This window comes from Bacillus sp. LLTC93, from assembly GCF_002993125.1.
Taxonomy (GTDB): Bacteria; Bacillota; Bacilli; order Bacillales; family Bacillaceae; genus Bacillus; species Bacillus zhangzhouensis.
The window spans coordinates 106,172-130,181 of sequence record NZ_PVME01000002.1; the positions used below are offsets into that span (position 1 = coordinate 106,172).

At 41.2% G+C, this 24,010-nt stretch carries 23 protein-coding genes and 4 pseudogenes; 4 read left to right on the forward strand and 23 right to left on the reverse strand.

The annotated features are described in order from the left end of the window. Window positions 1-17 precede the first annotated feature (17 nt). Window positions 18-1,160 (reverse strand): AI-2E family transporter, encoded by a 1,143-nt coding sequence (locus tag C6W18_RS05830; RefSeq protein WP_034317287.1) that lies wholly within the window; start codon window positions 1,158-1,160, stop codon window positions 18-20. Window positions 1,161-1,227: 67 nt separating this feature from the next. Then, entirely contained in the window at window positions 1,228-1,617 is a 390-nt protein-coding gene (locus C6W18_RS05835) for a DoxX family protein (RefSeq protein ID WP_034317285.1), read from the reverse strand. Between the two features lie 201 nt (window positions 1,618-1,818). On the opposite strand from C6W18_RS05835, the gene C6W18_RS05845 reads away from it, so the two are divergent. Further along, window positions 1,819-2,808 (forward strand): Gfo/Idh/MocA family protein, encoded by a 990-nt coding sequence (locus tag C6W18_RS05845; protein ID WP_105926637.1) that lies wholly within the window; start codon window positions 1,819-1,821, stop codon window positions 2,806-2,808. Window positions 2,809-2,870: 62 nt separating this feature from the next. On the opposite strand, the gene C6W18_RS05850 is transcribed toward C6W18_RS05845, so the two are convergent. The 9 genes and pseudogenes from C6W18_RS05850 to C6W18_RS20610 all read right to left on the reverse strand — a co-directional run. Then, the gene (locus C6W18_RS05850; protein ID WP_105926639.1) at window positions 2,871-3,410 is read right to left on the reverse strand and encodes a type 1 glutamine amidotransferase domain-containing protein; all 540 of its coding nucleotides are present in this window, start codon (window positions 3,408-3,410) and stop codon (window positions 2,871-2,873) included. A gap of 90 nt (window positions 3,411-3,500) precedes the next feature. Continuing rightward, the gene (locus C6W18_RS20575) at window positions 3,501-4,454 is read right to left on the reverse strand and encodes a methyl-accepting chemotaxis protein (protein WP_411266072.1); all 954 of its coding nucleotides are present in this window, start codon (window positions 4,452-4,454) and stop codon (window positions 3,501-3,503) included. Continuing rightward, window positions 4,446-5,489 (reverse strand): annotated as a pseudogene (locus tag C6W18_RS20580) (HAMP domain-containing protein); the annotation flags it as partial. The pseudogene C6W18_RS20580 and the gene C6W18_RS20575, both read right to left, overlap by 9 nt. A 165-nt stretch (window positions 5,490-5,654) precedes the next feature. Then, on the reverse strand, window positions 5,655-6,602 hold the full coding sequence (locus C6W18_RS20585) for a methyl-accepting chemotaxis protein (protein WP_373465698.1): 948 nt from the start codon (window positions 6,600-6,602) through the stop codon (window positions 5,655-5,657). Continuing rightward, a pseudogene (locus C6W18_RS20590) lies at window positions 6,594-7,631 on the reverse strand (HAMP domain-containing protein); the annotation flags it as partial. The pseudogene C6W18_RS20590 and the gene C6W18_RS20585, both read right to left, overlap by 9 nt. 228 nt (window positions 7,632-7,859) lie before the next feature. Further along, window positions 7,860-8,810 (reverse strand): methyl-accepting chemotaxis protein, encoded by a 951-nt coding sequence (locus C6W18_RS20595; protein WP_373465699.1) that lies wholly within the window; start codon window positions 8,808-8,810, stop codon window positions 7,860-7,862. Then, window positions 8,805-9,851 (reverse strand): annotated as a pseudogene (locus C6W18_RS20600) (HAMP domain-containing protein); the annotation flags it as partial. The pseudogene C6W18_RS20600 and the gene C6W18_RS20595, both read right to left, overlap by 6 nt. 125 nt (window positions 9,852-9,976) lie before the next feature. Further along, a complete protein-coding gene (locus C6W18_RS20605) occupies window positions 9,977-10,927 on the reverse strand; it encodes a methyl-accepting chemotaxis protein (protein WP_373465700.1) in 951 nt (316 codons plus the stop codon). Continuing rightward, window positions 10,919-11,968: pseudogene (locus C6W18_RS20610) on the reverse strand (cache domain-containing protein); the annotation flags it as partial. The pseudogene C6W18_RS20610 and the gene C6W18_RS20605, both read right to left, overlap by 9 nt. Window positions 11,969-12,124: 156 nt before the next feature. On the opposite strand from C6W18_RS20610, the gene C6W18_RS05875 reads away from it, so the two are divergent. Then, on the forward strand, window positions 12,125-12,865 hold the full coding sequence (locus C6W18_RS05875) for a protein-glutamine gamma-glutamyltransferase (RefSeq protein ID WP_060698140.1): 741 nt from the start codon (window positions 12,125-12,127) through the stop codon (window positions 12,863-12,865). A 21-nt stretch (window positions 12,866-12,886) separates the two neighbouring features. On the opposite strand, the gene C6W18_RS05880 is transcribed toward C6W18_RS05875, so the two are convergent. From C6W18_RS05880 to C6W18_RS05905, 6 genes are all read right to left on the reverse strand, one after another. After that, entirely contained in the window at window positions 12,887-13,135 is a 249-nt protein-coding gene (locus tag C6W18_RS05880; RefSeq protein ID WP_105926649.1) for a hypothetical protein, read from the reverse strand. 22 nt (window positions 13,136-13,157) lie between these two features. Next, on the reverse strand, window positions 13,158-14,189 hold the full coding sequence (locus tag C6W18_RS05885) for a nitronate monooxygenase (protein WP_105926651.1): 1,032 nt from the start codon (window positions 14,187-14,189) through the stop codon (window positions 13,158-13,160). A gap of 14 nt (window positions 14,190-14,203) precedes the next feature. Further along, complete coding sequence (locus C6W18_RS05890) at window positions 14,204-14,605, reverse strand: secondary thiamine-phosphate synthase enzyme YjbQ (protein ID WP_105926653.1); 402 nt, start codon at window positions 14,603-14,605, stop codon at window positions 14,204-14,206. 137 nt (window positions 14,606-14,742) lie between these two features. Then, window positions 14,743-16,035 (reverse strand): hemolysin family protein, encoded by a 1,293-nt coding sequence (locus tag C6W18_RS05895; protein ID WP_034317250.1) that lies wholly within the window; start codon window positions 16,033-16,035, stop codon window positions 14,743-14,745. 48 nt (window positions 16,036-16,083) lie between these two features. Further along, window positions 16,084-16,758 carry a zinc metallopeptidase gene (locus tag C6W18_RS05900; protein WP_034317468.1) on the reverse strand — a complete coding sequence of 225 codons (675 nt, stop codon included), beginning with the start codon at window positions 16,756-16,758 and terminating at the stop codon, window positions 16,084-16,086. An 80-nt stretch (window positions 16,759-16,838) separates the two neighbouring features. Beyond that, window positions 16,839-17,063 (reverse strand): YuzI family membrane protein, encoded by a 225-nt coding sequence (locus C6W18_RS05905; protein ID WP_105927419.1) that lies wholly within the window; start codon window positions 17,061-17,063, stop codon window positions 16,839-16,841. 126 nt (window positions 17,064-17,189) lie between these two features. Here C6W18_RS05905 and C6W18_RS05910 point away from each other — a divergent pair, with 126 nt between their 5' ends. Beyond that, window positions 17,190-18,176, forward strand: coding sequence for a potassium channel family protein (locus tag C6W18_RS05910; protein ID WP_105926655.1), 987 nt, complete (start codon window positions 17,190-17,192; stop codon window positions 18,174-18,176). On the opposite strand, the gene C6W18_RS05915 is transcribed toward C6W18_RS05910, so the two are convergent. From C6W18_RS05915 to C6W18_RS05940, 5 genes are all read right to left on the reverse strand, one after another. Next, entirely contained in the window at window positions 18,173-18,574 is a 402-nt protein-coding gene (locus C6W18_RS05915) for a YugN-like family protein (RefSeq protein WP_034317245.1), read from the reverse strand. The two genes, C6W18_RS05910 and C6W18_RS05915, sit on opposite strands and share 4 nt — an antisense overlap. A gap of 29 nt (window positions 18,575-18,603) precedes the next feature. Next, complete coding sequence (locus tag C6W18_RS05920) at window positions 18,604-18,822, reverse strand: hypothetical protein (protein WP_034317243.1); 219 nt, start codon at window positions 18,820-18,822, stop codon at window positions 18,604-18,606. A 275-nt stretch (window positions 18,823-19,097) separates the two neighbouring features. Further along, window positions 19,098-20,453, reverse strand: a complete 1,356-nt coding sequence (locus C6W18_RS05930) for a glucose-6-phosphate isomerase (RefSeq protein WP_105926657.1) — start codon at window positions 20,451-20,453, stop codon at window positions 19,098-19,100. Between the two features lie 126 nt (window positions 20,454-20,579). Continuing rightward, a complete protein-coding gene (locus tag C6W18_RS05935; RefSeq protein WP_034317237.1) occupies window positions 20,580-21,752 on the reverse strand; it encodes an iron-containing alcohol dehydrogenase in 1,173 nt (390 codons plus the stop codon). Between the two features lie 121 nt (window positions 21,753-21,873). After that, on the reverse strand, window positions 21,874-23,037 hold the full coding sequence (locus C6W18_RS05940; protein ID WP_034317234.1) for an iron-containing alcohol dehydrogenase: 1,164 nt from the start codon (window positions 23,035-23,037) through the stop codon (window positions 21,874-21,876). Window positions 23,038-23,181: 144 nt separating this feature from the next. On the opposite strand from C6W18_RS05940, the gene C6W18_RS05945 reads away from it, so the two are divergent. Then, entirely contained in the window at window positions 23,182-23,418 is a 237-nt protein-coding gene (locus tag C6W18_RS05945; protein ID WP_003212952.1) for a DUF378 domain-containing protein, read from the forward strand. A 63-nt stretch (window positions 23,419-23,481) separates the two neighbouring features. Here the strand turns inward: C6W18_RS05945 and yugI are convergent, their stop codons facing one another. Continuing rightward, a complete protein-coding gene (gene yugI, locus C6W18_RS05950; RefSeq protein WP_003213420.1) occupies window positions 23,482-23,874 on the reverse strand; it encodes a S1 domain-containing post-transcriptional regulator GSP13 in 393 nt (130 codons plus the stop codon). Window positions 23,875-24,010: the final 136 nt, after the last annotated feature.

Genomic DNA, 24,010 nt, shown 5'->3' on the forward strand with positions numbered 1-24,010 from the left:
CAAAAAAGATTATGACATCAAACCTTTTCTTCTTTATACAGATTGGATCGCATTTTGAACCAATCAAATAAGTGGGTCGTGATAACTTTCAGAACGGCGTACGTCGGAATAGCGACAATGATGCCGATCACGCTGAACAGTTTACCGGCTGTTAAAAGAACAAAAATGATGGTAACCGGATGGATATGAAGGTTTTTCCCCATAACCTGCGGAGAAATGAATTTCCCTTCAATCAGCTGGACAACCGTCCAAACAATGATCAATTTCAACAGCATAATTGGTGACGTGACAAGGGCAATCACAATCGCTGGTGTAATGGCAATCGTTGGGCCCAAATAAGGAACGACACTTGTACATGAGGCAATGAGGGCCAGCAGTAAGGCATAGTCTAACCCGATGATCATGTATCCAATTAAGAGAAGAATACCGATACAGAAGCTGACAATGATCTGTCCGAGAATATATGAGCTAAGGCGATGATTCATTTCATGCAGCACGATATGTGTATGCTCTCTTAGATTATTCGGAATAAATTTAAGGAAATAATCAGGCAATTTTTTGCCGTCTTTTAATAGGTAAAATAGAATGAATGGGACTGTGACAATCGAGATGATGATTTCAGTCAGCGCACCTAAAAATGTCCCTACACCAGTGAAGGTGCTTTCCAAAAGACTTGTCGCTTGGCTTGACGCTTTACTGGCTAATTCAGACACATTAAAGTTCATCGTCTTTTGCACTTGATTAATGAAGTTACTGCCTGTTAATTGTCTAATTTGATCTTCTACCGTATCGACGTATTTCGGAAGGTTATGAAACAGACTCATGGTTTGTGCTTGTAAAAAAGGAATAATGGACACAATGGTCACTGTAATCACGCCAATAATGACAAGATATAAAAGCAAAATCGAATAGATCCGCTTGACTTTAAACCTTTCTAACAAGTTGACAACCGGATTTAATAAATAATACACAACCCCCGTTAAAATAATCGGTAAGGCAATGGTTTTGACGAGTACAATGAGCGGTGTGAAAATAAAAGATGTTTTCATGAAAACAAGGATATTTAATCCTATTAATAGCAGGATGAGTAAAAAGAGAACAAACTTGTTATCAAGAAAAAATTTTCTAAATCGACTGCTCCACATTTGCATAGAATTCATATTGTTCCTCCAAACACGGGCTATTTATTAGTAAATTGTACACTACTTGATCATGATATGGTCATCATTATTTTAGCTTTTTTTCCAATTTCGCAATGGACATTGCCCATAAAATCAGAATCGGTTGTCCAATGAGCCTCATCCATAGCACGGCTCGTTCTGTGCTCTCTTGACCTGGAAATGGAATCCCCTCTCGCGCCGCAAAGAGGTTTGCTGGGAAAATAAGCACCAGATAGACAGCGATCCCTTTTGCTGCTGCGATCCTGACACTTGGCAGAAGCAGTAGAACTGCCAGCAGCCATTCCAAGCATGCAGTAGCATAGACCATCACATAAGGAAATGGCCAGCCAGTCATCATGCGAGCAAAGCCGCCCGGCTCTATCACATGAAAAACACCAGCTGCTATGAATAAAAGCGCAAAGACGTATGTACTTCCTATATGCAGGATGCGCTTCATGTTCGTTTCCTCCTCTCCCTTCTTTCTGAGTATTACCCGAATGAAGGAAGAAACTACCCACTTTTCGTACATTTATATCCTTTATGTAAGACGCATTAGCCTAGATAAAGGTTTCATCCGCTTTTCAATAAAAAGAATATTCTTTCATACAAACGCTTTCAAAGCATGTATAATCAGAGAAAAGCAGGAGGAGGGAATGACATGATTCGATTTGCTGTCATCGGAACGAACTGGATTACAGATCGGTTCTTACAGGCCGGTGAAGGAATTGCGGATTTTACATGCACGGCCGTCTATTCACGGTCCGCTGAAAAAGGACAGGCATTTGCCGAAAAATACGGTATTGATACGGTCTTTACCAACTTACAGCAAATGGCGGCAAGTGATACATTTGATGCTGTATATATTGCAAGCCCAAACGCCCTTCACAAAGAGCAAGCCATGTTGATGATGGAGCATCAAAAGCATGTTTTATGCGAAAAGCCATTAGCCTCCCATCGAAAAGAAGCTGAACAGATGATTGCCACAGCGAAAAAACATCAAGTTTGTTTAATGGAAGCAATGAAAACAACATTTCTACCAAACTTTCTTCAAATCAAACAACACCTTAATCAACTAGGTCCTATTCGGCAAGTGATCGCCCATTACTGCAAATATTCCTCAAGATACGACGCCTACCGAGACGGTGAGATTCCAAACGCCTTTAAGCCGGAATTATCTAATGGCTCTTTAATGGATATCGGTGTGTATCTCGTCTTTCCAGCCATTTATTTATTTGGCCTGCCCAATCAAATCACAGCGAGAGGTTATAAGCTTTCTTCTGGCGTGGATGGGAGCGGCTCATTACTTTTACAGTATGACGGGCATCAAGCACTTCTTTTTCATTCTAAAATCTCAACGTCCCATTTATCTGCTGAAATTCAAGGAGAAGATGCCACGATGGTCATTGATCAATTCCACCGTCCTTCTCGTATCACGATCCATGATCGTCAAGGACATCAAACCGACATCTCTCTCAAAGATGATCAGCCAGCCATGTATTATGAAATCAATCATTTTATTGAGTGTATTCAGCAAGAAAAGGGACAGTCTCCAGTCAATACATTTGCCTTATCTGTTCAAACCATGTCCGTCATGGACGAGGCGAGAAGGCAAATGGGCATTACGTATCCTGCCGACAGGCACACTTAATGGGGCATGAGATGATGAACAAAGGGCGAAAATGAAAATCATTTTCGCCCTTTGTCTTCTTTTCAGTGTGAATCAAATGATTTTGCTGCTAATACATCCGCAAATGTTTTCACATATGGCGGAAGGTCCGGTGGACGTCTGCTTGAAACGAGATGACCATCTGTGACAACTGCTTCATCAAACCAATCCGCTCCAGCATTCGTCATATCATCTTTAATACCAGGTGTGCTCGTTACTTTTTTGCCTTGCAGGATGCCTGCTGAGATGAGCACCCAGCCGGCATGACAAATTTGTCCGATTGGTTTACCTTTTGCATCAAACATACGGACGATGTCTAATACTTCTGGATATCGGCGCAGTTTATCAGGCGCCCATCCACCTGGGACGAGCACAGCATCATAATCGTCAGCTTGAATGGAATAAAAATCTGCATCGGATACGGCAGGCACACCATACTTGCCGATGTACTCATGATCTGCTTTTTCTCCTACGAGATGGACAGTTGCGCCCTCCTCTCTTAAACGTAGAACCGGATACCATAGCTCTAAATCTTCAAAATCATCACTGACAAACGCAATGACCTTCTTATCTGATAAACGCATAACATCTCTCCTTTTCTTTCGACTTCCTCTATTGTACGAGATCATCTCTTAAAAAGAAAAGCGGTTCCCCTTGAGGAGAACCACTTTCAATTATTCATTGATCTTGAATTTTTTAATTAAATCACGCAGTTCTTCCGCCATTTGGGAAAGAGTCGTAGAAGAAGAACTAATCTCTTCCATAGAAGCAAGCTGCTCTTCAGCAGATGCTGCGATATCTTGGATGCTTGCTGAACTCTCTCTCGATACATCTGCAATGTCATTGACTGCTCGAGAAATTTGCTCAGATCCTTTTGAAAGTTCGCGTACCGTTGTATTCATTTCATTCATTCTTGTTGCGATTTCCGCTGTTTGCTGGTTAATTTGTGAGAAGCTTTCTTTTGTTTGATCTGTAATAGAAAGACCATTTTTCACTTCTTCATTCACCGATTTGAACATATTTTGAGATGTTTCAATTTCAGATACAATTTCTTTCACGAGATTTTCAATCTCTTTTGCTGAATCTGATGATTGAACCGCTAGTTTACGTACTTCTTCTGCGACAACGGAGAAGCCTCTGCCTGACTCGCCTGCACGTGCTGCTTCAATAGCTGCATTAAGTGCGAGTAAATTCGTTTGATCTGCAATGCCGTTAATCACACCTAGGATATTTGTGATATCTTTTGATTTATGCTCTAGGCCGTTGATCACACCTTCAGCCTCTTTCACTGAATGATCGATTGTTTTCATTTGACCAACTGTTTGCTCAACTAGCTGTCCGCCTGTTTCTGCTACTGTCTTTGATTGGACAGATGACGCTGTGATCACATCAGAGGTTTGAGCAACCTCATTTAGACCTTCGTTCATTTGTTTCAAATGGTTTGCACTTTGCTCGACCATTTCACTTTGATTTTCGTTACCGTTCGAGAATGTTTCAATTGAAGATGTAATATGCTCTGTTGCTTTGGTTGTTTGACCTGCGCTTGCCGTCAGTTCTTCAGATGATGAAGCCACGTTTTCAACAGATGTTTGTACGGCTTGAATGACATCTCTTAGTGACTCACTCATTTCATTAAAGCTTGTGCCAAGCTGTCCAATTTCATCTTGTGACCTGACGTCAATTTTTTCTGTCAAATCTCCCTCGCTGATCTTCTTCGAAGATGAGACTAGAGTGGAAAGTGGTTTTGTAATTGAACGGATGATAAAGAAGATGAGAATACCGCCAATGATGAGGGCGCCGGCTAAAATAATAGTGGCCATGTTAAAGACTGGCTGCGCAGCTTCTTTTACTTCACTTACAAACATTGTACCGACAATCTTCCAGCCTGTCGCCTTGTTTGTGGTGAACTCCATTTGCTTTTCTTTTCCTTCAAACATATAACTCATAGATCCTTTATCTTGTGAATAGAGTTTTTCTAACCACTCACCAGATAATTTTGACCCAGCTTTTTTCGTTGGATGGGCAATAAAGGTACGATCAGGGCTTCCGATAAAGGCATAGCCTTGTTTACCAATGTTAATACTATTGGACTCTTTCACTAGATTCGCAATGTCTAGGTTCATCGCGATGACACCTGATCCGTCATCTAGTTTTTTAGAAATAGTCACAACAAAAGTACCGGTTGATGCGGTTGGGTACGGAGCTGAAACAGACAACTCACCATTTTTCGCCCAGCCATCTTTATACCAATCTCGCTCAGTTGCGACATAGTCAGCAGGCATTTTTTTATTAGGATATCTTGAAAACACTTTGCCATCACTTGAAGCAACAAGAATACCTTCTGTGTCATCATTCATACTCATGAACTGCTCAAAGCGTTCTTGAATATCAATTGTTCCTTTTTGCTTGAGTTTTTTCTCTGTGATCCATTGACTAAAGAAATCGGCTGCGTCTGTTTTCACTTTCACAACCTTCGTAATATTTTTATCTAGCTGCTCTACATTTTCCTTTGAGCTTTGCAAGATTTGATCATTTAAGGAGGTGCTTGCAGTATGATATGAAGAGTATGCCAATACAATGATTGGGCATAAGAGAATAAATAAGAAAGAGAATACGAGCTTTTTTGATATAGATGGCTTTCTGAAATACTGTATGAATTTCATAAAAAAGAAAACTCCTTTTAGTAAGATAGTATATATATCGGAAGTACTACTAGGTTATTTACTTTTTTAACTTATTAAAGTCTAAATAAGTCCAAAATAACCAAATTATGTGCAAGGAATAGAAAAACACCTGACGCCAAAACGTCAGGTGTTTCACTATATCTCTTACATTTTAAATTGTTTAATGAGCTCTCTTAGTTCTTCTGCCATCTGTGATAAAGTGGCGGAGGATGAGCTGATTTCTTCCATTGATGCTAGCTGTTCTTCTGCAGAAGCCGCAATATCTTGGAAGCCTGCGGAGCTTTCTCTTGAAAGCTCTTTGATTTGATTGACCGCATGTGAAATATCGTTCGAGCCATGCGAAAGCTCTTTGGCTGATCCGTTCATTTGTTTCATTTGTTCGGTCATTTCAGATGTTTTATGGGTAATTTTCTCAAAACTCACTTTCGTTTCATCTGTAATGTTTAATCCAGATTGAACTTCTCCCGCTACTTGTTTAAACATTTTCTGTGATTTTTCAATTTCCTCTACAATCTCGTTCGTCAGGCTTTCAATTTCTTTTGAAGAGCTTCCTGATTGCTCTGCCAGCTTGCGAACTTCTTCTGCGACAACAGAGAAGCCTCTTCCTGCCTCACCTGCTCGTGCAGCTTCTATCGCTGCATTTAAGGCAAGAAGGTTCGTCTGGTCTGCGATGCCGTTGATGACACCTAGAATGTTTGTAATGTCCTTTGATTTCTGCTCTAAGCCTGCAATGACAAGCTCTGCTTCTTTCACTGCCTGCTCAATTGTCTGCATTTGACCTGCTGTTTTTTGAACAAGTGCTCCACCAGCCTGAGCGGTTTTGCTCGATTCAATCGACGAATCCATCATATGAGAGGTGGTGTCGACCATATGCGATAAGCTGCGATCCATTTCGTTGAGCTGGACTGAACTTTTTTCGATCATATCATTTTGATGTTCAGTGCTGTTTGAGAATTGTTCAATAGATGATGTAATATGCTCAGTCGCTTGAGCTGTCTGTCCCGCACTGGCCGTTAATTCTTCAGATGAGGCAGCCACATTTTCAATTGAATTCTGGACGGCTTGAATGACTTGTTTCAGCTTTGCTGACATATCATTAAAGCTCTGCGCAAGCTTGCCGATTTCATCGTGAGTACGCACCTCAATATGCTGGGTAAGATCCCCTTGACTGATTTTCTCAGCCGATTCAGAGAGCTCTATTAGTGGTTTTCGAATCGATTTAATAATAAAATAAATCGCGATTCCGCCTAAGACAATTGCAGCTGCAAGTATGATCATTGTTAAGTCGAGCACTGGCTGTGCGGCTTCCTTCACTTCGTTGACATACATCGTCCCGGCAACCTTCCAGCCTGTCGCTTCATTTGTGTCAAAAAACATTTGCTTCGGCTGTCCGTTGTATTCATATTCAAAACTGCCTTCTTTTTTGTCATACAACTTTACGGTGAAATCACCTGTCAATTTTGTCCCAGCCTTGTCCGTTTTATGGGCAATATAACGCTTATCTGACGTGGAGACAAAGGCATAGCCTTCTTGGCCAATTTTGATGCTGTTTGTATCTTTCACGATAGTGTTCAATCGCATATTGACCCCGATCACACCAGAACCATCTGCCAATTGTTCTGATATTGTGATGAGCAGGTCATCTGATGACTTATCGGCAAAAGGATCTGAAATGATGAGTTTCTCATCTTCCATCGATTGTTGAAACCATGGTTCATTTTTTGCGCTCTTTGCACTGCCTTTATGGATCTCGGAATACTCCGTTAGTTTACCATTTTGATCTGCAATAAATACTTCCACCACATCTTCATCGGTTTCCGATAGTTGCTCTAATTTCACCTTGAGTAAATCTTTGTTTTTAGAGGCCAATTCATTCTTTTTCACCGATTTGGATAAGTATGACACAATGTCCATTTTAGGCTGTACATCTTTATTAATGAGTTCGTTTAATTGTTTGACACCATTTGCAGCACTAGACATAATCTCATCATTGAGAGAATCGGATGCCACTTCATAAGAAAATGCCGCCAATACGAGAATTGGCACTAGGAGAATCGCTAAGAATGCAGTAATTAATTTCTTCGACATCGTCAAGTGCTTAAAAAAGTTGATTTTTTTCATTACTCTACTCCTTTTGATTTATGATTTGTGGTCTTTCTCCTCTATTCTTAGGTAATATGAATTATTTTTCAAGGTTTAATGTTCAATATTCAACCAAAATAAGCATAATTACCTATTTCTTTTGATTTATTCGATTAAAAAAAGAGCCTCCTAGCTGGAGGCTCTCAGATTGTTGACAAAGGACTGAAATGATCTTAATTTTAGCCCTTTGTCTTCTTTTCAGCGTGTCTATTCAACCTTAAATTTGCTAATCAAATCACGCAATTCTTCTGCCATAGAAGAGAGTGTAGCAGAGGACGAGCTGATTTCTTCCATTGATGCCAGTTGCTCTTCTGCTGAGGCGGCAATGTCTTGAATATTTGCGGAGCTTTCACGTGATACGTCTGCGATCTCACGGACAGCCTCTGAAACATGTGACGAGCCTTTTGAAAGCTGAACAACGGTCTGATTCATCGTTTGGAGCTTGTCTGAAATTTCTTTTGTCATTTCGAAAATATTGTGGAAGCTTACTTTCGTTTGTTCAGTGAAGCTTAAGCCCGATTGAACTTCTCGATTCACCGCAGTGAATACTTCCTGTGATACATCGATGTCTTGAACGATTTCATTGATCAAATACTCTATTTCTTTCGCTGAATTGGCAGATTGAACAGCAAGTTTCCTTACTTCTTCTGCTACTACGGAGAAGCCCCTGCCGGATTCCCCAGCTCTTGCTGCCTCGATCGCTGCATTTAGTGCAAGTAAATTCGTTTGATCGGCGATTCCATTGATGACACCTAGAATTTGTGTAATGTCTTTTGATTTACTTTCAAGTGCGCCAATCACATTCTCTGCTTTTTTCACTGACTGATCAATGACATTCATTTGAGAAGCGGTTTTTTCAACAAGCTGTCCGCCTTCCCCTGCGATATCTGTTGATTTGATCGATGACGCGGTAATCGATTCAGCAGATTCATTCATGTGCTGGAGGCCTCGGTTCATTTCCTCTAACTCGCCTGAGCTCAATTCCACTTTATCATTTTGACTTTCATTTCCGCTGGAGAATTGTTCAATGGCTAATGTAATATGCTCTGTTGCTTTACTTGTTTGTCCTGCGCTGGCGGTCAGTTCTTCTGATGAAGAAGCGACATTTTCGACTGAGGTTTGAACGGCACCAATGAGGGATCTTAATGAGTCAATCATCGTATTAAAGCCTTTACCAACTTGCCCAATTTCGTCATCTGATTGGATCTGAAGCTTATCACGCAAATCTCCATTGCTGACTTTTTTCGAGAAGCGGACAAGGTTGGATAATCTCTTTGATATAGAGCGGACGATAAAGAAGATGAGGGTTCCTGCTACGATAAGTGTCACACTGAACACGATAATGGCTGTTTGGAAAACTGGCTTTGCCGCATCTTCTACTTCTGATACGAGCATTGTTCCACCGATTTTCCAGCCGGTTAATTCATTGGTCACATACGCCACCTTTTTATCTGTTCCTTTGAGTGTGTAGCTGCCGCTTCCTTCTTTGTTTTTAAAAATAATATTCGCTAGGTTTTCATTGACTTGGCTTCCTGGCTTTTGGGTTGGATCTGCTAGGACAGTTTTATCCTTTTCCATGATGAAGGCATAGCCTTTTTGCCCAATTTTGATTTCTTTTAATTTTTGAAGCAGGCTATCAATTTCCATATCAACCCCGATGACACCTGAACCATCTTTCGTTTTTTGAGCAATGGTGATAACCATTTTGCCTGTGGATGCTGCTACGTATGGTTTTGTGATGACTTGTTTGCCGCTTTCTGCATTGAGCGCCTCTTGATACCATGGACGCTCTCTTGGATCGTAGCCATTAGGCATCTTTTGAACTGGGTATTGCATGAACAATCCCTTTTCAGAGCCTACATAAATAGCAGCAACATCTTTTTCATTAATTTTTCCATATTGCTGCAATTCTTTAATGGTCGCATTTCTATTTTTTTCTTGAAGATTAGAAGCTTTGAGAGAGTCTGTAAACAGTGTCACAGCATCTGCTTTGTTTCCAATATTCTCATTGATTAAGGTATCAAATGCATTGACCTGACTCATGGCACTGCCCATAATCTGTTTGTCTAACTCTGTCTTTGATGTGAAAAACGCACTAATTGTCAGTGCCACGGTTGGTAGGATAAGGACTACCAAAAAGGCAATGATTAATTTTTTTGAAATGGATGGTTTTTTGAACCATTGGATCATTTTTCCCATTTTATCTTTCCCCCTTTACTTCTCTAAAGTTATTATCGGATAAAAGGTATATTTTTAGAGACTGGAAATGACGTTTAAAAATAAAAAAAATACCCAGATAATTCTGGATATTTTTTCTTCGTTCTTTAATTAATTTTAAATTGGCTTGTTAGCTCTTTTAGTTCCTCTGCCATATTGGCAAGTGTCACAGAAGAAGATGTGATTTCTTCCATAGATGCCAGTTGTTCTTCAGCTGAAGCAGCAATGTCTTGAATGTTCGCTGCGCTTTCTCTTGAGACTTGACGCATTTCCTGCATGGCTTGTGAAACAAGCTTTGAACCGCTTGATAGGTCAATGGCCGTATCGTTTAATTGGGTAAGCTTTCTCGACATTCCTTCTGCCGCCTCATAAATGTTCTGGAAGCTTTCTTTTGCCTCTTCTGTCATGCCGAGTCCTGCATTTACTTCTCGATTGACCGCTTTGAACATATCTTGAGATTTAGCAATTTCTAACACAATTTCTTGGATCAGCTTCTCAATTTCTTTCGCTGAATCTGCGGATTGGACAGCTAGTTTTCTCACTTCCTCTGCAACGACGGAGAAGCCGCGCCCTGATTCACCTGCTCTTGCTGCTTCGATTGCTGCATTAAGCGCAAGTAAATTCGTTTGATCCGCAATGCCGTTAATCACATTTAATATACTCGTAATATCTTTAGACTTGTATTCTAATTCTTTCATGACTTGTTCTGCTTCTTGCACAGACGTATCGATATGTTTCATTTGATTGGCTGTGCTTTCAACAATGCGGCCGCCTTGACCAGCAGCCTCCGTCGATTGAAGTGAGACAGTCGCCACTTCTGATGAAGTATGTGACATGCCTTGTAATCCTTCATTCATCGCCACAAGCTGATTCGTACTAGATTCGACTTTCTCGTTTTGTGCTTCATTTCCATTTGAAAATTGTTCAATCGACATCGTGATATGCTCTGTTGCTTGACTCGTTTGGCTGGCACTTGCGGTCAGCTCCTCTGAAGCCGAAGCCACATTGTCGACAGATTGTTGTACAGCTCGAATGACTTCACGAAGGGATTCACTCATCTTGCTAAAGCTTCTTGTCAGATCCCCTATTTCATCCTTCGATTTGGTTTCAAGGGTTTCGGTTAAATCGCCTTCACTCACTTTGTTTGAGAAATCAACAAGCTTTCTAAGCCCCATTGTGATGGAGCGAACGATGAAGAAGATTGCGATGCCGCCAAGGATAAATGAAGATATTAAAAGAATGATGGCAGAATTCCAAACTGGCTGAGCTGCTTCTTCTGTTTCTGATACAAACATCGTTCCAGCAATTTTCCAACCTGTTAAATCATTCGTGACAAAAACGAGACGCTTTTGCTCTCCTTTATTCTCATAAGTTGCATTTCCTTCTTTGCCGCTGTAAAGGATAGATGAAATATTTTCTGTGACATTAGAGCCTGATTTTTCTTCTGGATGCGCCACAATTTGTTTGTTTTTATTTGCAATAATTGGATAACCTTCTCGTCCAATTTTAATTCCCTTTATTTTATCAACAATGTCCTGAACATCGATATCGATCCCAATGACTCCCGATCCGTCCTTCAGGCGCTGGGCGATCGTGACAACCATGCGATTTGTTGTAGCAGAGATGTATGGATTGGTGACAACAGGGTCACCTTTTTCATCCTGCATTGCTTGTTGGTACCAATCGCGTTTCGTTGGATCATAGCCTTTTGGCATGTCTACTTTAGGAAACTGAATGAAATCACGCTTTTTACTTGCTGCATAAAAACCAACTACATCATCTTCATTGATTTTGCTGTATATCTCAAAATGCTCATAAAGTTCATGCTGGTTTTTCTTTTTAAAGTCGTCTGCATTGGACGTTTCGGTAAAGAGTTTCACCGCGTTTTCTTTGTTCAAAAGCTTTTGCTCGATCATGTCATTCAACTCATTGACTCTTGCATTCGCTCCGTACATGATTTCATGATCTAATTCTTGTTTGGCAATCTGATATGAAATCGCACTTAGTGTAATGATTGGTAAGACGAGAACAAGTGTGAATGAAATGATCAGTCTCTTTGAAATCGATGGTTTTTTCAACCATTTTATTGCACTTTTCATGTTTTTCCTCCTTTTAAAGGTTATGTTTTATATCGGACATCTTCATATTATTTTCATGTTTTTCAAATAAAAAGGATGCATTTTTGTTTATTTTCACAAATAGATTCCTTGCCCAAGCATCGCGCATACGCTAATACAAAAGGGGGCGCTTTTCATATGATTATCCTTTCAGGACAGCCAGTGACAAATGAGCAGCTGGCATCATTCCAGCTAGAGGGACAAAAACGAATCATTTTGATGCAGTTACAAGCATCAAATGATACGTTCCGCTATAGGCAAGCATCTGATTTGTTATTTGAGGTGACCTTAAGATCGAACATTATGAATGCCGCAAGAGATTTGAATAAAAGTGGTGCCTCATTTGCCATCTTTCAAAGGTCTCGTGCAAATGACGCATTTTGGCGTGTATCAGAGGCAGGAGCACTAGAATTACGCTATCAAGTTGAACCATCTAGAGGGATCAAAGACATTTTTGAAAATGGCTCAAAATATGCATTTGAATGTGCAACGGCAATTGTCATTGTGTTTTATATGGGGGTCCTGCAAACGGTAGGAGACGAGAAGTTCAATCGAAGGCTTCGAAGTTTAACGCTGTATGACTGGCATTATGATACATTGTCGATTTATACAGAGCGCGGAAATGATTTTATTTACGGAGATTGTTTATATTTCGAGAATCCGGAGTTTAGCTATCAGCAGTCACAATGGCGTGGAGAAAATGTCATTTACTTAGGAGAAGATCAATATTACGGTCATGGGCTTGGGATTTTAACAGCAGCAGAAATTATTGACAAATTAAATAACAGAAGGCGGCCAGGTGCTGTTCAATCCGCTTATTTATTGCCGCAGACCACCAGGATGGATGTCATTTATCTCAGGCAAATGTTCGGCAGCTAAAAAAGGCCTCTTGTCTATTGGTTATGACAAGGGGCCTTTGTATGCCTTGCGTTTGCGATAATCTTGGAGCGTGCCAAGCATTTTGTTCGCAAGGATCTCCATTTTTTCTAGATCGTTTCTAGTGACCGGGGGATCGTGCCGGCTCCATTTCACGTAACGAACAAAATAGTAATGACGAATGGGGGTAAGGACGGCAGAAGAGTGCGGAAAAGCATCAAACACGAATTCGATTTGTCCTTTTTTTCGGTATGAATGGGTTAAGATGTCCATCCTGTCATACCCCCTCATGAATTTATGTCTGCGTGAGTTCATTCATGATGTCTTCAACGGTTAAAATGGATTGAATGCGGCCAACGCCCTGTCCTGCCCAAAGAGCCATTTGTTCAGAATTTCCCTCAGCAGCTGCCGCTTTTCGCATAGGTGTTGTCCATACATGCTGTACTGGATAGGGAAGAACCTTATCTTCATGCGGCTTTTCTTCCTCCATCCACTGATTCACAATGCCTCTTGCTCTTTTCCCAGAAAAAAGCCTTGTGACCTTTGTGTCACTGCCTTCTGCCTGTAAAATGGCGTTTTTGTACACTTCCGTTGCAGCGCTTTCTTGACTGGCTAAAAATCGTGTACCGATTTGGACAGCATCCGCTCCAAGCTCCATAGCTGCTTTCACACCTGCTCGATCCATGATGCCCCCTGCGGCGATCAAAGGCACATGACATATCTGTTTGACGTCAGACATTAAACTGATCAATCCCTGCAAGGCATCTCCTTTTGAAGGTAAAAAGGTGCCGCGGTGTCCCCCTGCTTCACTTCCCTGTAGGACAATGGCATCCATTCCTTTTTCCTCTAAAAGCAATGCTTCCTCTTTTGTTGTGGCCGTTCCTATTAAAAAGATCCTCTTTTGTTTTAAGCGATGAATCGTTTGCTCATTCGGACAGGCGAATGTAAATGAAACGATAGGCACATCTTCTTCTTGAAGATTGTTGATTTTCTGTTCAAAATCATCCCATAATTCCTCTTCGCTAGGCATCATATGTGCTTTTGGTAATACAGGCAGCCGTTTTTCCCAAAATGCCACATCCTCTTTTTTTACATCTGGAATTGGCTCTGGTACAAAGACATTGACCTGAAATGGACGAGATGTGAGCTGTTTGACCTGTCTGATCTGCTTTCTCATGTTTTCAGGCTGCACATAACCACTTGCTAAGCTACCAAGCCCCCCATACTGCGAAACAGCTGCTGCGAGCTGCGGCGTCACGGCTCCCCCTGCCATTGGGGCTTGGATGATCCCATGTTTGATTTGTAGTAGCGTCGTGAATTCCCCCATCTTTCTCTCACACCTCACTTGTTTGATGACACCTGAACATAAAAATGACGATGTCTTGGCCCGTCAAACTCACAGAAATATATTCCCTGCCATGTTCCAAGTACAAGATCACCGTGATTGATGAGAACTTGCTGAGATGCGCCCGTATAACTAGCCTTCATGTGTGCTGCTGTATTTCCTTCCATGTGCAGGTCCTTTGGATGTTCCCACGGAAAGACTTCGTCAAGCCGGCGCAGCATATCTCGTTTGACATCTGGGTCCGCATTTTCATTAATGGTGATCCCTGCTGTCGTATGTGGACAATAGACAATGACGGTTCCGTTTTGGATACCTGTTTCCCTGACATATTGATGGACTTCGTGCGTGACGTCTATCATCTCATCACGTCTGTCTGTTTGTACATTGATTTTTTTCATATGAGCTGCTCCTTTTTGTTATTTCTATAAAACCATACCCTTTTTATGTGAAACAAATCACTGACAATTGGCCGAAATCAATCTTCCCACCTAAAGTTTACCAAGCAAAAAAACCTCGTCAAGAGCTCCGAGGTTTTTTAAGAAAAGTGAATCTTTTTTATTTCAATGGTACGAATATGATGGTCTTCTGCATCTAAGATTTTAAATTCACAGCCTTCTGCTTCAATCGTATCTCCAATATCAATATCGAATTTATGCGTCATCATCCAGCCAGCAATTGTATCGACATCATCATTCTCAATAGCTAAATCCAATAAATCGTTTACTTCATCAATCAAGGCTTTCCCGTCCATCACATAGTGGAAGTCCCCTTTTTTCACAATATGTGGGGTCTCATCCTGGTCATATTCGTCCCGAATCTCTCCCACAATTTCCTCTAGTATGTCTTCTACTGTAACAAGCCCGGCTGTTCCGCCGTATTCGTCTACAAGCACCGACATATGAATCCGTTCCTTTTGCATCAAAATAAGCAATTCCTGAACAGGGGTGCTTTCAATCACCCGAATCACCGGGCGCATTAAGTCTTCAATGGAAACCTCTTGATTCAGGAAGCTTGCTTTAAAGACATCTTTGCTATTGATGACACCAATCACGTGATCTTTGTCTTCTTTGATGACAGGATAGCGTGTGTACCTTTCATTCAGCATATAATGCGTGACGTCCTCAAGCGTCTGTTCAATCTCAATGGCTGATATTTCTGTACGAGGGATCATGATCTCTCTCGCCACTCGGTTATCAAATTCAAATATTTTATTCACATATTTGTATTCAGATTGGTTGATTTCTCCCTTCTGGTAGCTTTCAGACAAAATGAGACGCAATTCTTCTTCACTGATCGCCACTTCATGTTCTTTGACAGAATGAAAACCAAATAATTTCACAATGCCTCGCGCAGCACCATTTAACGCCTTAATAAACGGGTACATGACTTTATAGAAAAAAATCAGTGGTTTTGCCGTCACAAGACTGACAGCCTCTGCCTTCTGAATGGCAATTGTTTTCGGCGCCAGTTCTCCAACGACGACATGTAAAAACGTAATGATCACAAATGCAATGATAAACGATAAGATGTCTGTCAATGCTGAATGAAGCCCCATTTTATCAAAAAGCGGATGCAGAAAATGCTCCACCGTCGGCTCACCTAACCACCCTAAACCTAAAGCAGTGATGGTGATACCAAGTTGACAGGCAGATAAATATTCATCAAGATTGGATGTCAGCTTTTGAACATGGATGGCTCTTTTATCACCACTTTCAATCAGCTGGTTGATTTTGGAGTCTCTAATTTTCACAATCGCAAATTCAGTGACAACAAAGAATGCTGTCGCAGCAATGAGTAATATGACTAAAAATACGTTTAAAATATACAAAAAAACCCTTACCTAACATTGGTAAGGGCTCACCTCCTCTGGCGTCAATTAATCATTACGGCCATTTAGGAAGATCATTACAAAACGAAGCAATTCAAACAGGGAGACAAGGGCCGCTGCTACATACGTAAGTGCTGCAGCATTTAACACCTTGTTCACGCCTCTTTCTTCACTGCTTCTAATGATTCCTTCTGAAACAATGATATCTTTTGCACGAGAACTTGCATTAAACTCGACAGGCAATGTCACAAGCTGAAAAAATACAGCAGCTGAGAACAAAATGATCCCAAGCCCGATTAAGTTAAGGCTGCCAAGCAATAATCCTCCAAGGAAAAGAAGCGGGGCAACACCAGATGCAAAGTTCACGACAGGGAAGATCTTATGTCTCAAAACAAGCGCACCATAGGATTCCTGATGCTGCAAGGCATGTCCAACCTCGTGCGATGCGACTGAAATGGCCGAAATAGAATGGCCATAATACACTGGTTCAGATAAACGAACCACACGCTGCGTCGGGTCGTAATGATCAGTCAAAGTTCCTCTTACCGGTTCAACAGGTACGTCGTATAACCCGTTGCGATCTAAAATATATCGAGCGGTTTCAGCACCTGTTTTCATACTAGCTGCTTCGACCTTTGAATACTTTTCAAAATTATTCTTCACTTTAAATTGTGCCCAAAATGACAATCCCAATGCGGCAAATGTTAAAAAATAAAAAAACAGCATGCTCATCAGCTTCCTTTTATTTTATATATTTATTTACAATTTTAAATACTTTTATGTAATGTGTACAGCAAAAAGCACTAGGTCTTTTTAAGGGGGATGACTGCTCCAATGAAAAAGAAAAACATTCCTAAGCATGCTGTATAAAAGGTCACTGTCCCATATAGGTCTTGAAAAAAGCGCAGCCACGAGAAATCACTCGTGAAATGATTCATAGCGTTTAAATCAAACACTAATAAGATCACAGCAGATGACAAAAAGTGTGCGCCAATAAAAAGAAGTACGGTCTTTTGAACGAACGACATTCGAATTCCCTCCTTCTCCTCTCTTATTTTACGATATGGGATCTGTTTCAATACATGACGAAGATGAAAAAATGTTTCCTCAATCGGGCATACTGACATTAGCATTCTCCTGAAAGGAAGAGTCCAATGAAATCAAACCGTTTATTTATCGCTTGGCTAAGGTGGCCTCTTTATTTTCGCATTGCCATCATTATTTGTTTCATACTTCTTTTTTTTGGTCAATTAATCGTCTTCCTTGAACCAAAACAGTACCATACGATCTTTGATGGGATCTGGTGGGCGCTCATTACAATCTCTACTGTTGGATACGGTGATTTTGTGCCGCAAACCATGCCTGGACAAGTGGCTGGTATGGCTCTGATTTTTATCGGCGCAAGCTTTGTCACTGCTTACTTCGCCACGCTTGCCGCAGCTGTGTTTAGCAAGCAGCACCATTATGTAGAGGGGAAAGTTGCTTTTAAAGGGAAAGGACACCTGATTATCATCGGCTGGAATGAGAAAACCAACAAACTGCTTCAATCCTTCCAAACGATTGATCCGGCCATGCCCATTGTGCTCATTGATGACTCCTTGAAGGAAGGACCTCTTTTAGAAAATGTTCATTTTATTAAAGGGCATGGTACGGAAGATGTCACACTGCGCAAAGCCAATATTACAGGCGCTGATACACTCATGATTACCGCAGATCAGCATGAAAATGAAGTGACAGCCGATATGCAGAGTGTCTTAACCTTGCTCGCAGCAAAAGGGTTAAATCCTTCGTTATACTGCTTAATTGAGATCTTAACAGATCGTTACGTAAAAAATGCCGAGCGTGCTGGAGCCAATCAAGTCATCCATACATCTGATGCTGTCAATCATTTAATGGTCGAACATTTTCTTTTAAAGGAACAGCTTATGACATTAAAGAAAAAACGAAATATGACACTGCATAAACATGTCACCATCATTCCCGTACCAGCTTCATTAGCGGGAGAAACGTTCTTAACGGCGCTCCATCACTTTCTAGAGCATCATGTGATCATTGTAGGCGTACAAAAAAAAGAAGGACCCATGATGAATCCTCCTTTTGGATATGAGCTTCATCCAGAGGATGAGCTAATCAGCCTTTAAAGCAGTGCATCTTCTAATTCCTTGACGAGTGAAAAGCCAACTTCGGTATAAGCTTTAGACACATCTCCATCTTTCTCTTTTGGTTCTTGGAATTGGTTAAAGGATGCTCCCGCATTTCCAACCATCGCATGATCATCTAATTTGTCTTGATACACATGCTTTAAGAGAAATGGATGTCCCATTTTCACCACAACGCCTGGCTGATCCAGCTGACCTTTCTCGGCTGTAAAAGGAACTCTGAGAAAGGTATAGCCATCACGGTTATCAATTTTATAATCAAAATACCCGTGATCATAATCCCAATTGCCATTAATGACATAGCCGAGCGGCTTCATGGTTTCTTCCAAATGATAAAGAGAAAAGCTTTCATCTGTCAGCCTGGATGGTACATGAATCATACGAAACCCTCCTTTTTGTTTAGGGTTCGTTAAAGAGAGGAATTCATGCATCCTCCTCTCGTCATTTGCACATTATTTGTAAAAGTGGCATCAAACAAGCTTTGGCTGGATGATGTACTAGTCTCATTCGCACTGCCAGCACCTGATGTGTCCTTCACAGCACTCATCGAACAGATTCGTCCGACATTGCCAAAGTTGACAATCGCCTGCCCGGAAATGTCGTGAATATAAATATGATTGGTTCTCATCGCTTCTTCACCCTCCTCTATTGATTATTCTATGTACGATGCATAGGGAGGCTTGCACTGAAACCATGAGAAAACAAAAAAAGGCACACCTTATCCAAAGGTGTGCTCAGCGTGTAGACAAACCCTCGCATTCGGTGTCAGTCCTGCGCGCCGGTGCTCACGAATGTCAAATTCGCTCCGCTCCAGTGCTCGTCCTTCCTAGACTTCAAAGGTTTTCAATCACGCTGAAAAGAAGACAAAGGGCACACCTTATCCAAAGGTGTGCTTTTTTGCTCTTATGATTGTTTTAAACGGCTTTCAAGCTCTGCCTTTTTCTCTTCGAAGCCCGGTTTTCCTAATAAAGCAAACATATTCACTTTATACGCTTCTACTCCAGGCTGATCAAATGGATTGACGCCTAGTAAATAACCAGACATCGCACATGCTTTCTCGAAGAAGTAAACAAGATATCCGAATGTATAAGCATCCATCTCAGGAATGGTGACGATTAGATTCGGTACTTTTCCATCTGTATGGGCAAGCATCGTCCCTTCAAATGCTTTTTTATTCACGAAATCAACCGTTTTTCCTGCTAGATAATTCAAGCCATCAAGGTCTTGTTCTTCAGCTTCAATGACAAGCTCATGTCGCGGCTTGTCTACATTCACGATCGTTTCAAACAAGTCTCTTCTTCCCTCTTGAACATATTGACCAAGTGAATGAAGATCCGTTGAGAAGTTAGCTGATGAAGGATAGATTCCTTTTTCATCTTTCCCTTCACTTTCTCCGAATAATTGTTTCCACCATTCTGCGAAATATTGAAGGCCTGGCTCATAGTTAATCAGCATTTCAATCGTTCTGCCTTTATTGTAAAGGACATTACGGACTACAGCATATTGATAAGCCGCATTTTCTGACAGCTCAGATGAAGCGAAGTCTTCGCTTGCTTTTGCAGCACCTTCCATCATCTGATCAATGTCTGCACCGCTCACAGCGATTGGCAATAGACCGACTGCCGTTAAAACGGAATAACGTCCACCTACATCATCAGGGATGATAAATGATTCATAGCCTTCTTCGTTTGCTAATGTTTTGAGTGCACCGCGCGCCTTGTCAGTTGTCGCATAAATACGTTTTTTTGCTTCTTCAGCACCATATTTCTCAATGAGGAGCTTTTTAAAGATGCGGAACGCAATGGCTGGCTCTGTTGTTGTTCCAGATTTTGAAATCACATTAATGGAGAAATCTGCATCTTCCAGCAGGTCCATCACATCTGTTAAATAAGAAGAACTGATATTGTTTCCAATGAAAATGATTTTCGGTGTCTTACGTTTGCCTTTTGGCAAAGTGTTATAGAAAGAGTGGTTCAAAAATTCAATCGCTGCACGTGCGCCAAGATAAGAGCCGCCGATTCCTACAACGAGTAAAACATCAGAATCAGACTTAATCTTTTCTGCACTCTTTTTAATGCGGGCAAATTCTTCGCGATCGTACTGCTTAGGCAAGTCAACCCAGCCTAAATAATCACTGCCTGCACCCGTTTGCTCATGAATATTATGATGGGCCACCTTCACAAAATCTTTTAAATATGTAAGCTCATGTTCTTGAAAGAAAGGTAACGCTTTCGAGTAGTCAAATTGAATATGTGTCATCGCTTGTAAGCCCTCCATTACGTTAGTTCTATCCCTTCCACTTTAGCGGAACTAGCTATTGAAATCAAGTGATCGTCACTGGCGCAGCAAAAAGCCGCTTCTCTTCATGAGAAGCGGCATTCCGATTTATAAAGAGGCTTTCAAAATAGATAGAATGTCATCACGGTTTAGTTTCATAAAGTTTCCAAAACCACCGTATTCCATTTCTTTCGCCGCGATGTCGGCAATTTTGTCTAGTTGATCTTCACCAATATCATAATCTGCTAAACGGCTTGGTGCACCGAGGCTTGTCCAGAAGGCTGACAGCTTATCGATTCCTTCTAATGCGATGTCACGATCTGTTTTTCCTTCTGTTTCGATGTCAAACATGCTCAGCATGAGATGTTTGAAACGTTCCACATTATGATCAAGTGTATGGCGCATCCAATTCGGGAAGAGGATTGCAAGTCCACCTGCATGCGGAATGTCATAGACAGCCGATACAGCATGCTCAATCGTATGAGACGCCCAGTCTCCAAAGTAGCCCATTTGCAGCGTCCCATTTAACGCAATGGTTCCTGCATAAAGAATCGTTTCACGATGCTCATAGCTTTGTAAGTCTTCAAGCAGTTTTGGTGCTGTTTCGATCACCGTTTGAAGAACAGCAAAACACATCCGATCCTGTAAAGGCGTGTTTTTTACATTATGGAAGTATTGCTCGAAGACATGGCTCATCATATCGACCATTCCATAAACAGTCTGGTTTTCTGGCACAGAATACGTATGCTCAGGGTCTAGAATAGAAAAGGCAGGGTGAGTTACTGAACTGCCCCACACATATTTTTCATTCGTTTCCCAGTTTGTAATCACAGAGTCTGGGTTCATTTCTGAACCTGTCGCCGCTAGCGTCAGCACGGTGCCAAACGGCAATGCTTTTTGAGCGGTTGTTTTCTTTGAGATAATATCCCAAACATCACCTTCATACTCTGCTCCAGCTGCAATCGCTTTTGTACAGTCGATGACACTTCCGCCGCCAACTGCTAATAAGAAATCGATTTTTTCCTTTTGGCAGATGTCTACTCCCTTTTTCACCGTTGTGAGGCGAGGGTTCGGTTCAACGCCAGACAGCTCAAATATTTCAGCTTCTGCTTCATTTAACGCGCTGATGACATTGTCATAAAGACCATTTTTCTTAATACTTCCTCCACCATATACAAGTAACACTCGTTTCCCATAACGAGCGAGTTCGCTTTTGAGTCCTTCTAGTTGTCCTTTTCCAAACATTAATTTCGTTGGATTATAGTAAATAAAGTTCTCCATCTGTTGAAACATCTCCTTACAACGAATATATCCAAAAACATGAAAGACTACTGTAACATAAGTACGCGTTGAACTCAAAAAAAAGATAACTGCTCGAAAGCAGCTATCTTTTGTTGTTCGATTATAAAGAAGCGTTCAAAATGGCTAGGACATCTTCTTTGTTTAGCTTTTTAAATTGACCAAATTCACCGCGTGCCATTGCACGGTCTGCAATTAAATCCATTTTCTCATCGTTGATATCATAATCAGCTAAACGACTTGGTGCACCTAGGCTTGTCCAGAAAGCAGACAGTTTTTCAATCCCTTCTAAGCCTACTTCTTCGTCTGTTTTGCCCGCAGGGTCTACATCGAATACACGCACCGCTAATTGTTTAAAGCGGGCTGGGTTTTCTTGAATGACATGCTTCATCCAGTTCGGGAACAAGATCGCAAGTCCGCCTGCATGAGGAATATCATAGACAGCAGATACCGCATGCTCAATATTATGAGATGCCCAGTCACCACGTGCGCCCATTGAAAGCATTCCATTGAGTGCAATTGTACCAGTGAATAAGATGGTTTCACGCAGCTCATAGTTCTCTAGATCGTTGATCAGCTTCGGTGCCGTTTCAATGACGGTACGTAGAAGTCCTTCACACATACGATCTTGATAAGGTGTATTTTCCGTGTGATGGAAATATTGTTCAAACACGTGTGACATCATGTCGACCATTCCATAAATCGTATGATTTTTCGGTACAGTGAATGTGTTTACTGGATCAAGAATAGAGAATTTAGGGAAGACTGCTGGACTCCCCCAGCCATACTTCTCATTTGTTTCCCAGTTTGTGATGACGGATCCAGAGTTCATTTCAGAGCCTGTTGCGGCAAGTGTTAATACAGTACCGAACGGGATCGCTTCCATTGGAACATGCTTACGTGTAACGATATCCCAAGCATCTCCATCATATTTTGCACCAGCTGCGATTGCTTTCGTTGCATCAATGACACTACCGCCACCGACTGCCAAAATAAAATCAACTTGATTCTCTTTGCAAAGCTCAACCCCTTTTCTTACCGTTGTTAAGCGCGGGTTCGGCTCAACACCAGCAAGTTCAGTGATTGCAGCTCCTGATTCTTTTAAGATGCTGACAACTTGATCATAAAGGCCGTTTCGTTTAATACTGCCTCCACCATATACGAGCAATACGTTTTTTCCGTAGTGTTTGAGTTCATCTGAAAGGGCTGATACTTCTCCCTTTCCAAAAATTAATTTCGTTGGGTTCCAATAAGTAAATCGATCCATGTGATCTCCTCCTCGCGCTACATTATGCGCCTCATTCATTCCAAAAGTAAAGTAATTTGCTTTAATCCATTTTCTTACGCATAGTTTGGCTGAAAATCTGCAAAATATAAATGTATTGATGCTGTAGCGAAAGGAGGAATCACGATGAGTGCTATTCAACGTATTGCCCTCGTGCTCACGATTATTGGTGCTATTAACTGGGGACTAATCGGCTTTTTTCAATTTGACTTAGTAGCAGCGATCTTTGGCGGACAAGGCTCTGCATTATCACGTATTATTTATGGTCTTGTTGGAATTGCAGGTCTTGTTAATCTTGGTCTATTGTTCAAGCCAAGCGAAGAAGCTGTTCGCCGCGACGAGCCGAATCCAGAGGTTCGCTAAAAAGACATAAAAAAGGCCGCCTACACGAGGCAGCCTAAGGCACCGTTTGAAGCGGTGCTTTTTTTATTTCTTGATTAAATCTTTACGATTAGACTGCTCAATCCACTCTTCAAGTTTATCTTTAAGCGTATTGAAACCTTGTGGTGTAGCAGCTTCTTCTTTCACTTGCTGTGGTCTTTGTTTCTTTGGTTTGCTTTCTTTTCTTTCAGGTGCTTCTTGTGTAGCACGGATAGAAAGGCTGATTTTACCAGCTTTTTCATCAACAGAAAGAACTTTCACTTGAACTTCGTCACCAATTGAAAGATGCTCGTTGATGTCTTTTACGAAACCATGTGTTACTTCAGAAATATGCACAAGTCCTTGAGTTTCTTCATCTAATGCAACAAACGCACCATACGCTTGTAATCCTGTTACTTTACCAGTGTAAACACTGCCTACTTCAAACTTTGTCGCCATGATAACAACTCCTAAATAAATGTTTTAATATTCGTTTATACGCAATTAAAAACTATATCATAGAACGGTCAGTTACGCAAAATTTTTTTTAAAAGGGTTTAGATCATATCAAAAGGGGGAATACCTGAAAACAAGA

Coding starts and splice junctions, on each gene's coding strand:
- C6W18_RS20575 (WP_411266072.1), bottom strand. CDS start 4,454: ATGAGTGAGTCACTAAGAGATGTCATTCAAGCCGTACAAACATCTGTT.
- C6W18_RS20605 (WP_373465700.1), bottom strand. CDS start 10,927: ATGAGTGAATCCCTTCGTGAAGTCATTCGAGCTGTACAACAATCTGTC.
- C6W18_RS05885 (WP_105926651.1), bottom strand. CDS start 14,189: ATGGGGGAATTCACGACGCTACTACAAATCAAACATGGGATCATCCAA.
- C6W18_RS05845 (WP_105926637.1), top strand. CDS start 1,819: ATGATTCGATTTGCTGTCATCGGAACGAACTGGATTACAGATCGGTTC.
- C6W18_RS05850 (WP_105926639.1), bottom strand. CDS start 3,410: ATGCGTTTATCAGATAAGAAGGTCATTGCGTTTGTCAGTGATGATTTT.
- C6W18_RS05910 (WP_105926655.1), top strand. CDS start 17,190: ATGAAATCAAACCGTTTATTTATCGCTTGGCTAAGGTGGCCTCTTTAT.
- C6W18_RS05915 (WP_034317245.1), bottom strand. CDS start 18,574: ATGATTCATGTACCATCCAGGCTGACAGATGAAAGCTTTTCTCTTTAT.
- C6W18_RS05830 (WP_034317287.1), bottom strand. CDS start 1,160: ATGAATTCTATGCAAATGTGGAGCAGTCGATTTAGAAAATTTTTTCTT.
- C6W18_RS05935 (WP_034317237.1), bottom strand. CDS start 21,752: ATGGAGAACTTTATTTACTATAATCCAACGAAATTAATGTTTGGAAAA.
- C6W18_RS05930 (WP_105926657.1), bottom strand. CDS start 20,453: ATGACACATATTCAATTTGACTACTCGAAAGCGTTACCTTTCTTTCAA.
- C6W18_RS05890 (WP_105926653.1), bottom strand. CDS start 14,605: ATGAAAAAAATCAATGTACAAACAGACAGACGTGATGAGATGATAGAC.
- C6W18_RS20585 (WP_373465698.1), bottom strand. CDS start 6,602: ATGTCAGCAAAGCTGAAACAAGTCATTCAAGCCGTCCAGAATTCAATT.
- C6W18_RS05920 (WP_034317243.1), bottom strand. CDS start 18,822: ATGAGAACCAATCATATTTATATTCACGACATTTCCGGGCAGGCGATT.
- C6W18_RS05945 (WP_003212952.1), top strand. CDS start 23,182: ATGAGTGCTATTCAACGTATTGCCCTCGTGCTCACGATTATTGGTGCT.
- C6W18_RS05905 (WP_105927419.1), bottom strand. CDS start 17,063: ATGTCGTTCGTTCAAAAGACCGTACTTCTTTTTATTGGCGCACACTTT.
- C6W18_RS20595 (WP_373465699.1), bottom strand. CDS start 8,810: ATGATTGACTCATTAAGATCCCTCATTGGTGCCGTTCAAACCTCAGTC.
- C6W18_RS05875 (WP_060698140.1), top strand. CDS start 12,125: ATGATTATCCTTTCAGGACAGCCAGTGACAAATGAGCAGCTGGCATCA.
- C6W18_RS05940 (WP_034317234.1), bottom strand. CDS start 23,037: ATGGATCGATTTACTTATTGGAACCCAACGAAATTAATTTTTGGAAAG.
- C6W18_RS05835 (WP_034317285.1), bottom strand. CDS start 1,617: ATGAAGCGCATCCTGCATATAGGAAGTACATACGTCTTTGCGCTTTTA.
- yugI (WP_003213420.1), bottom strand. CDS start 23,874: ATGGCGACAAAGTTTGAAGTAGGCAGTGTTTACACTGGTAAAGTAACA.
- C6W18_RS05880 (WP_105926649.1), bottom strand. CDS start 13,135: ATGGACATCTTAACCCATTCATACCGAAAAAAAGGACAAATCGAATTC.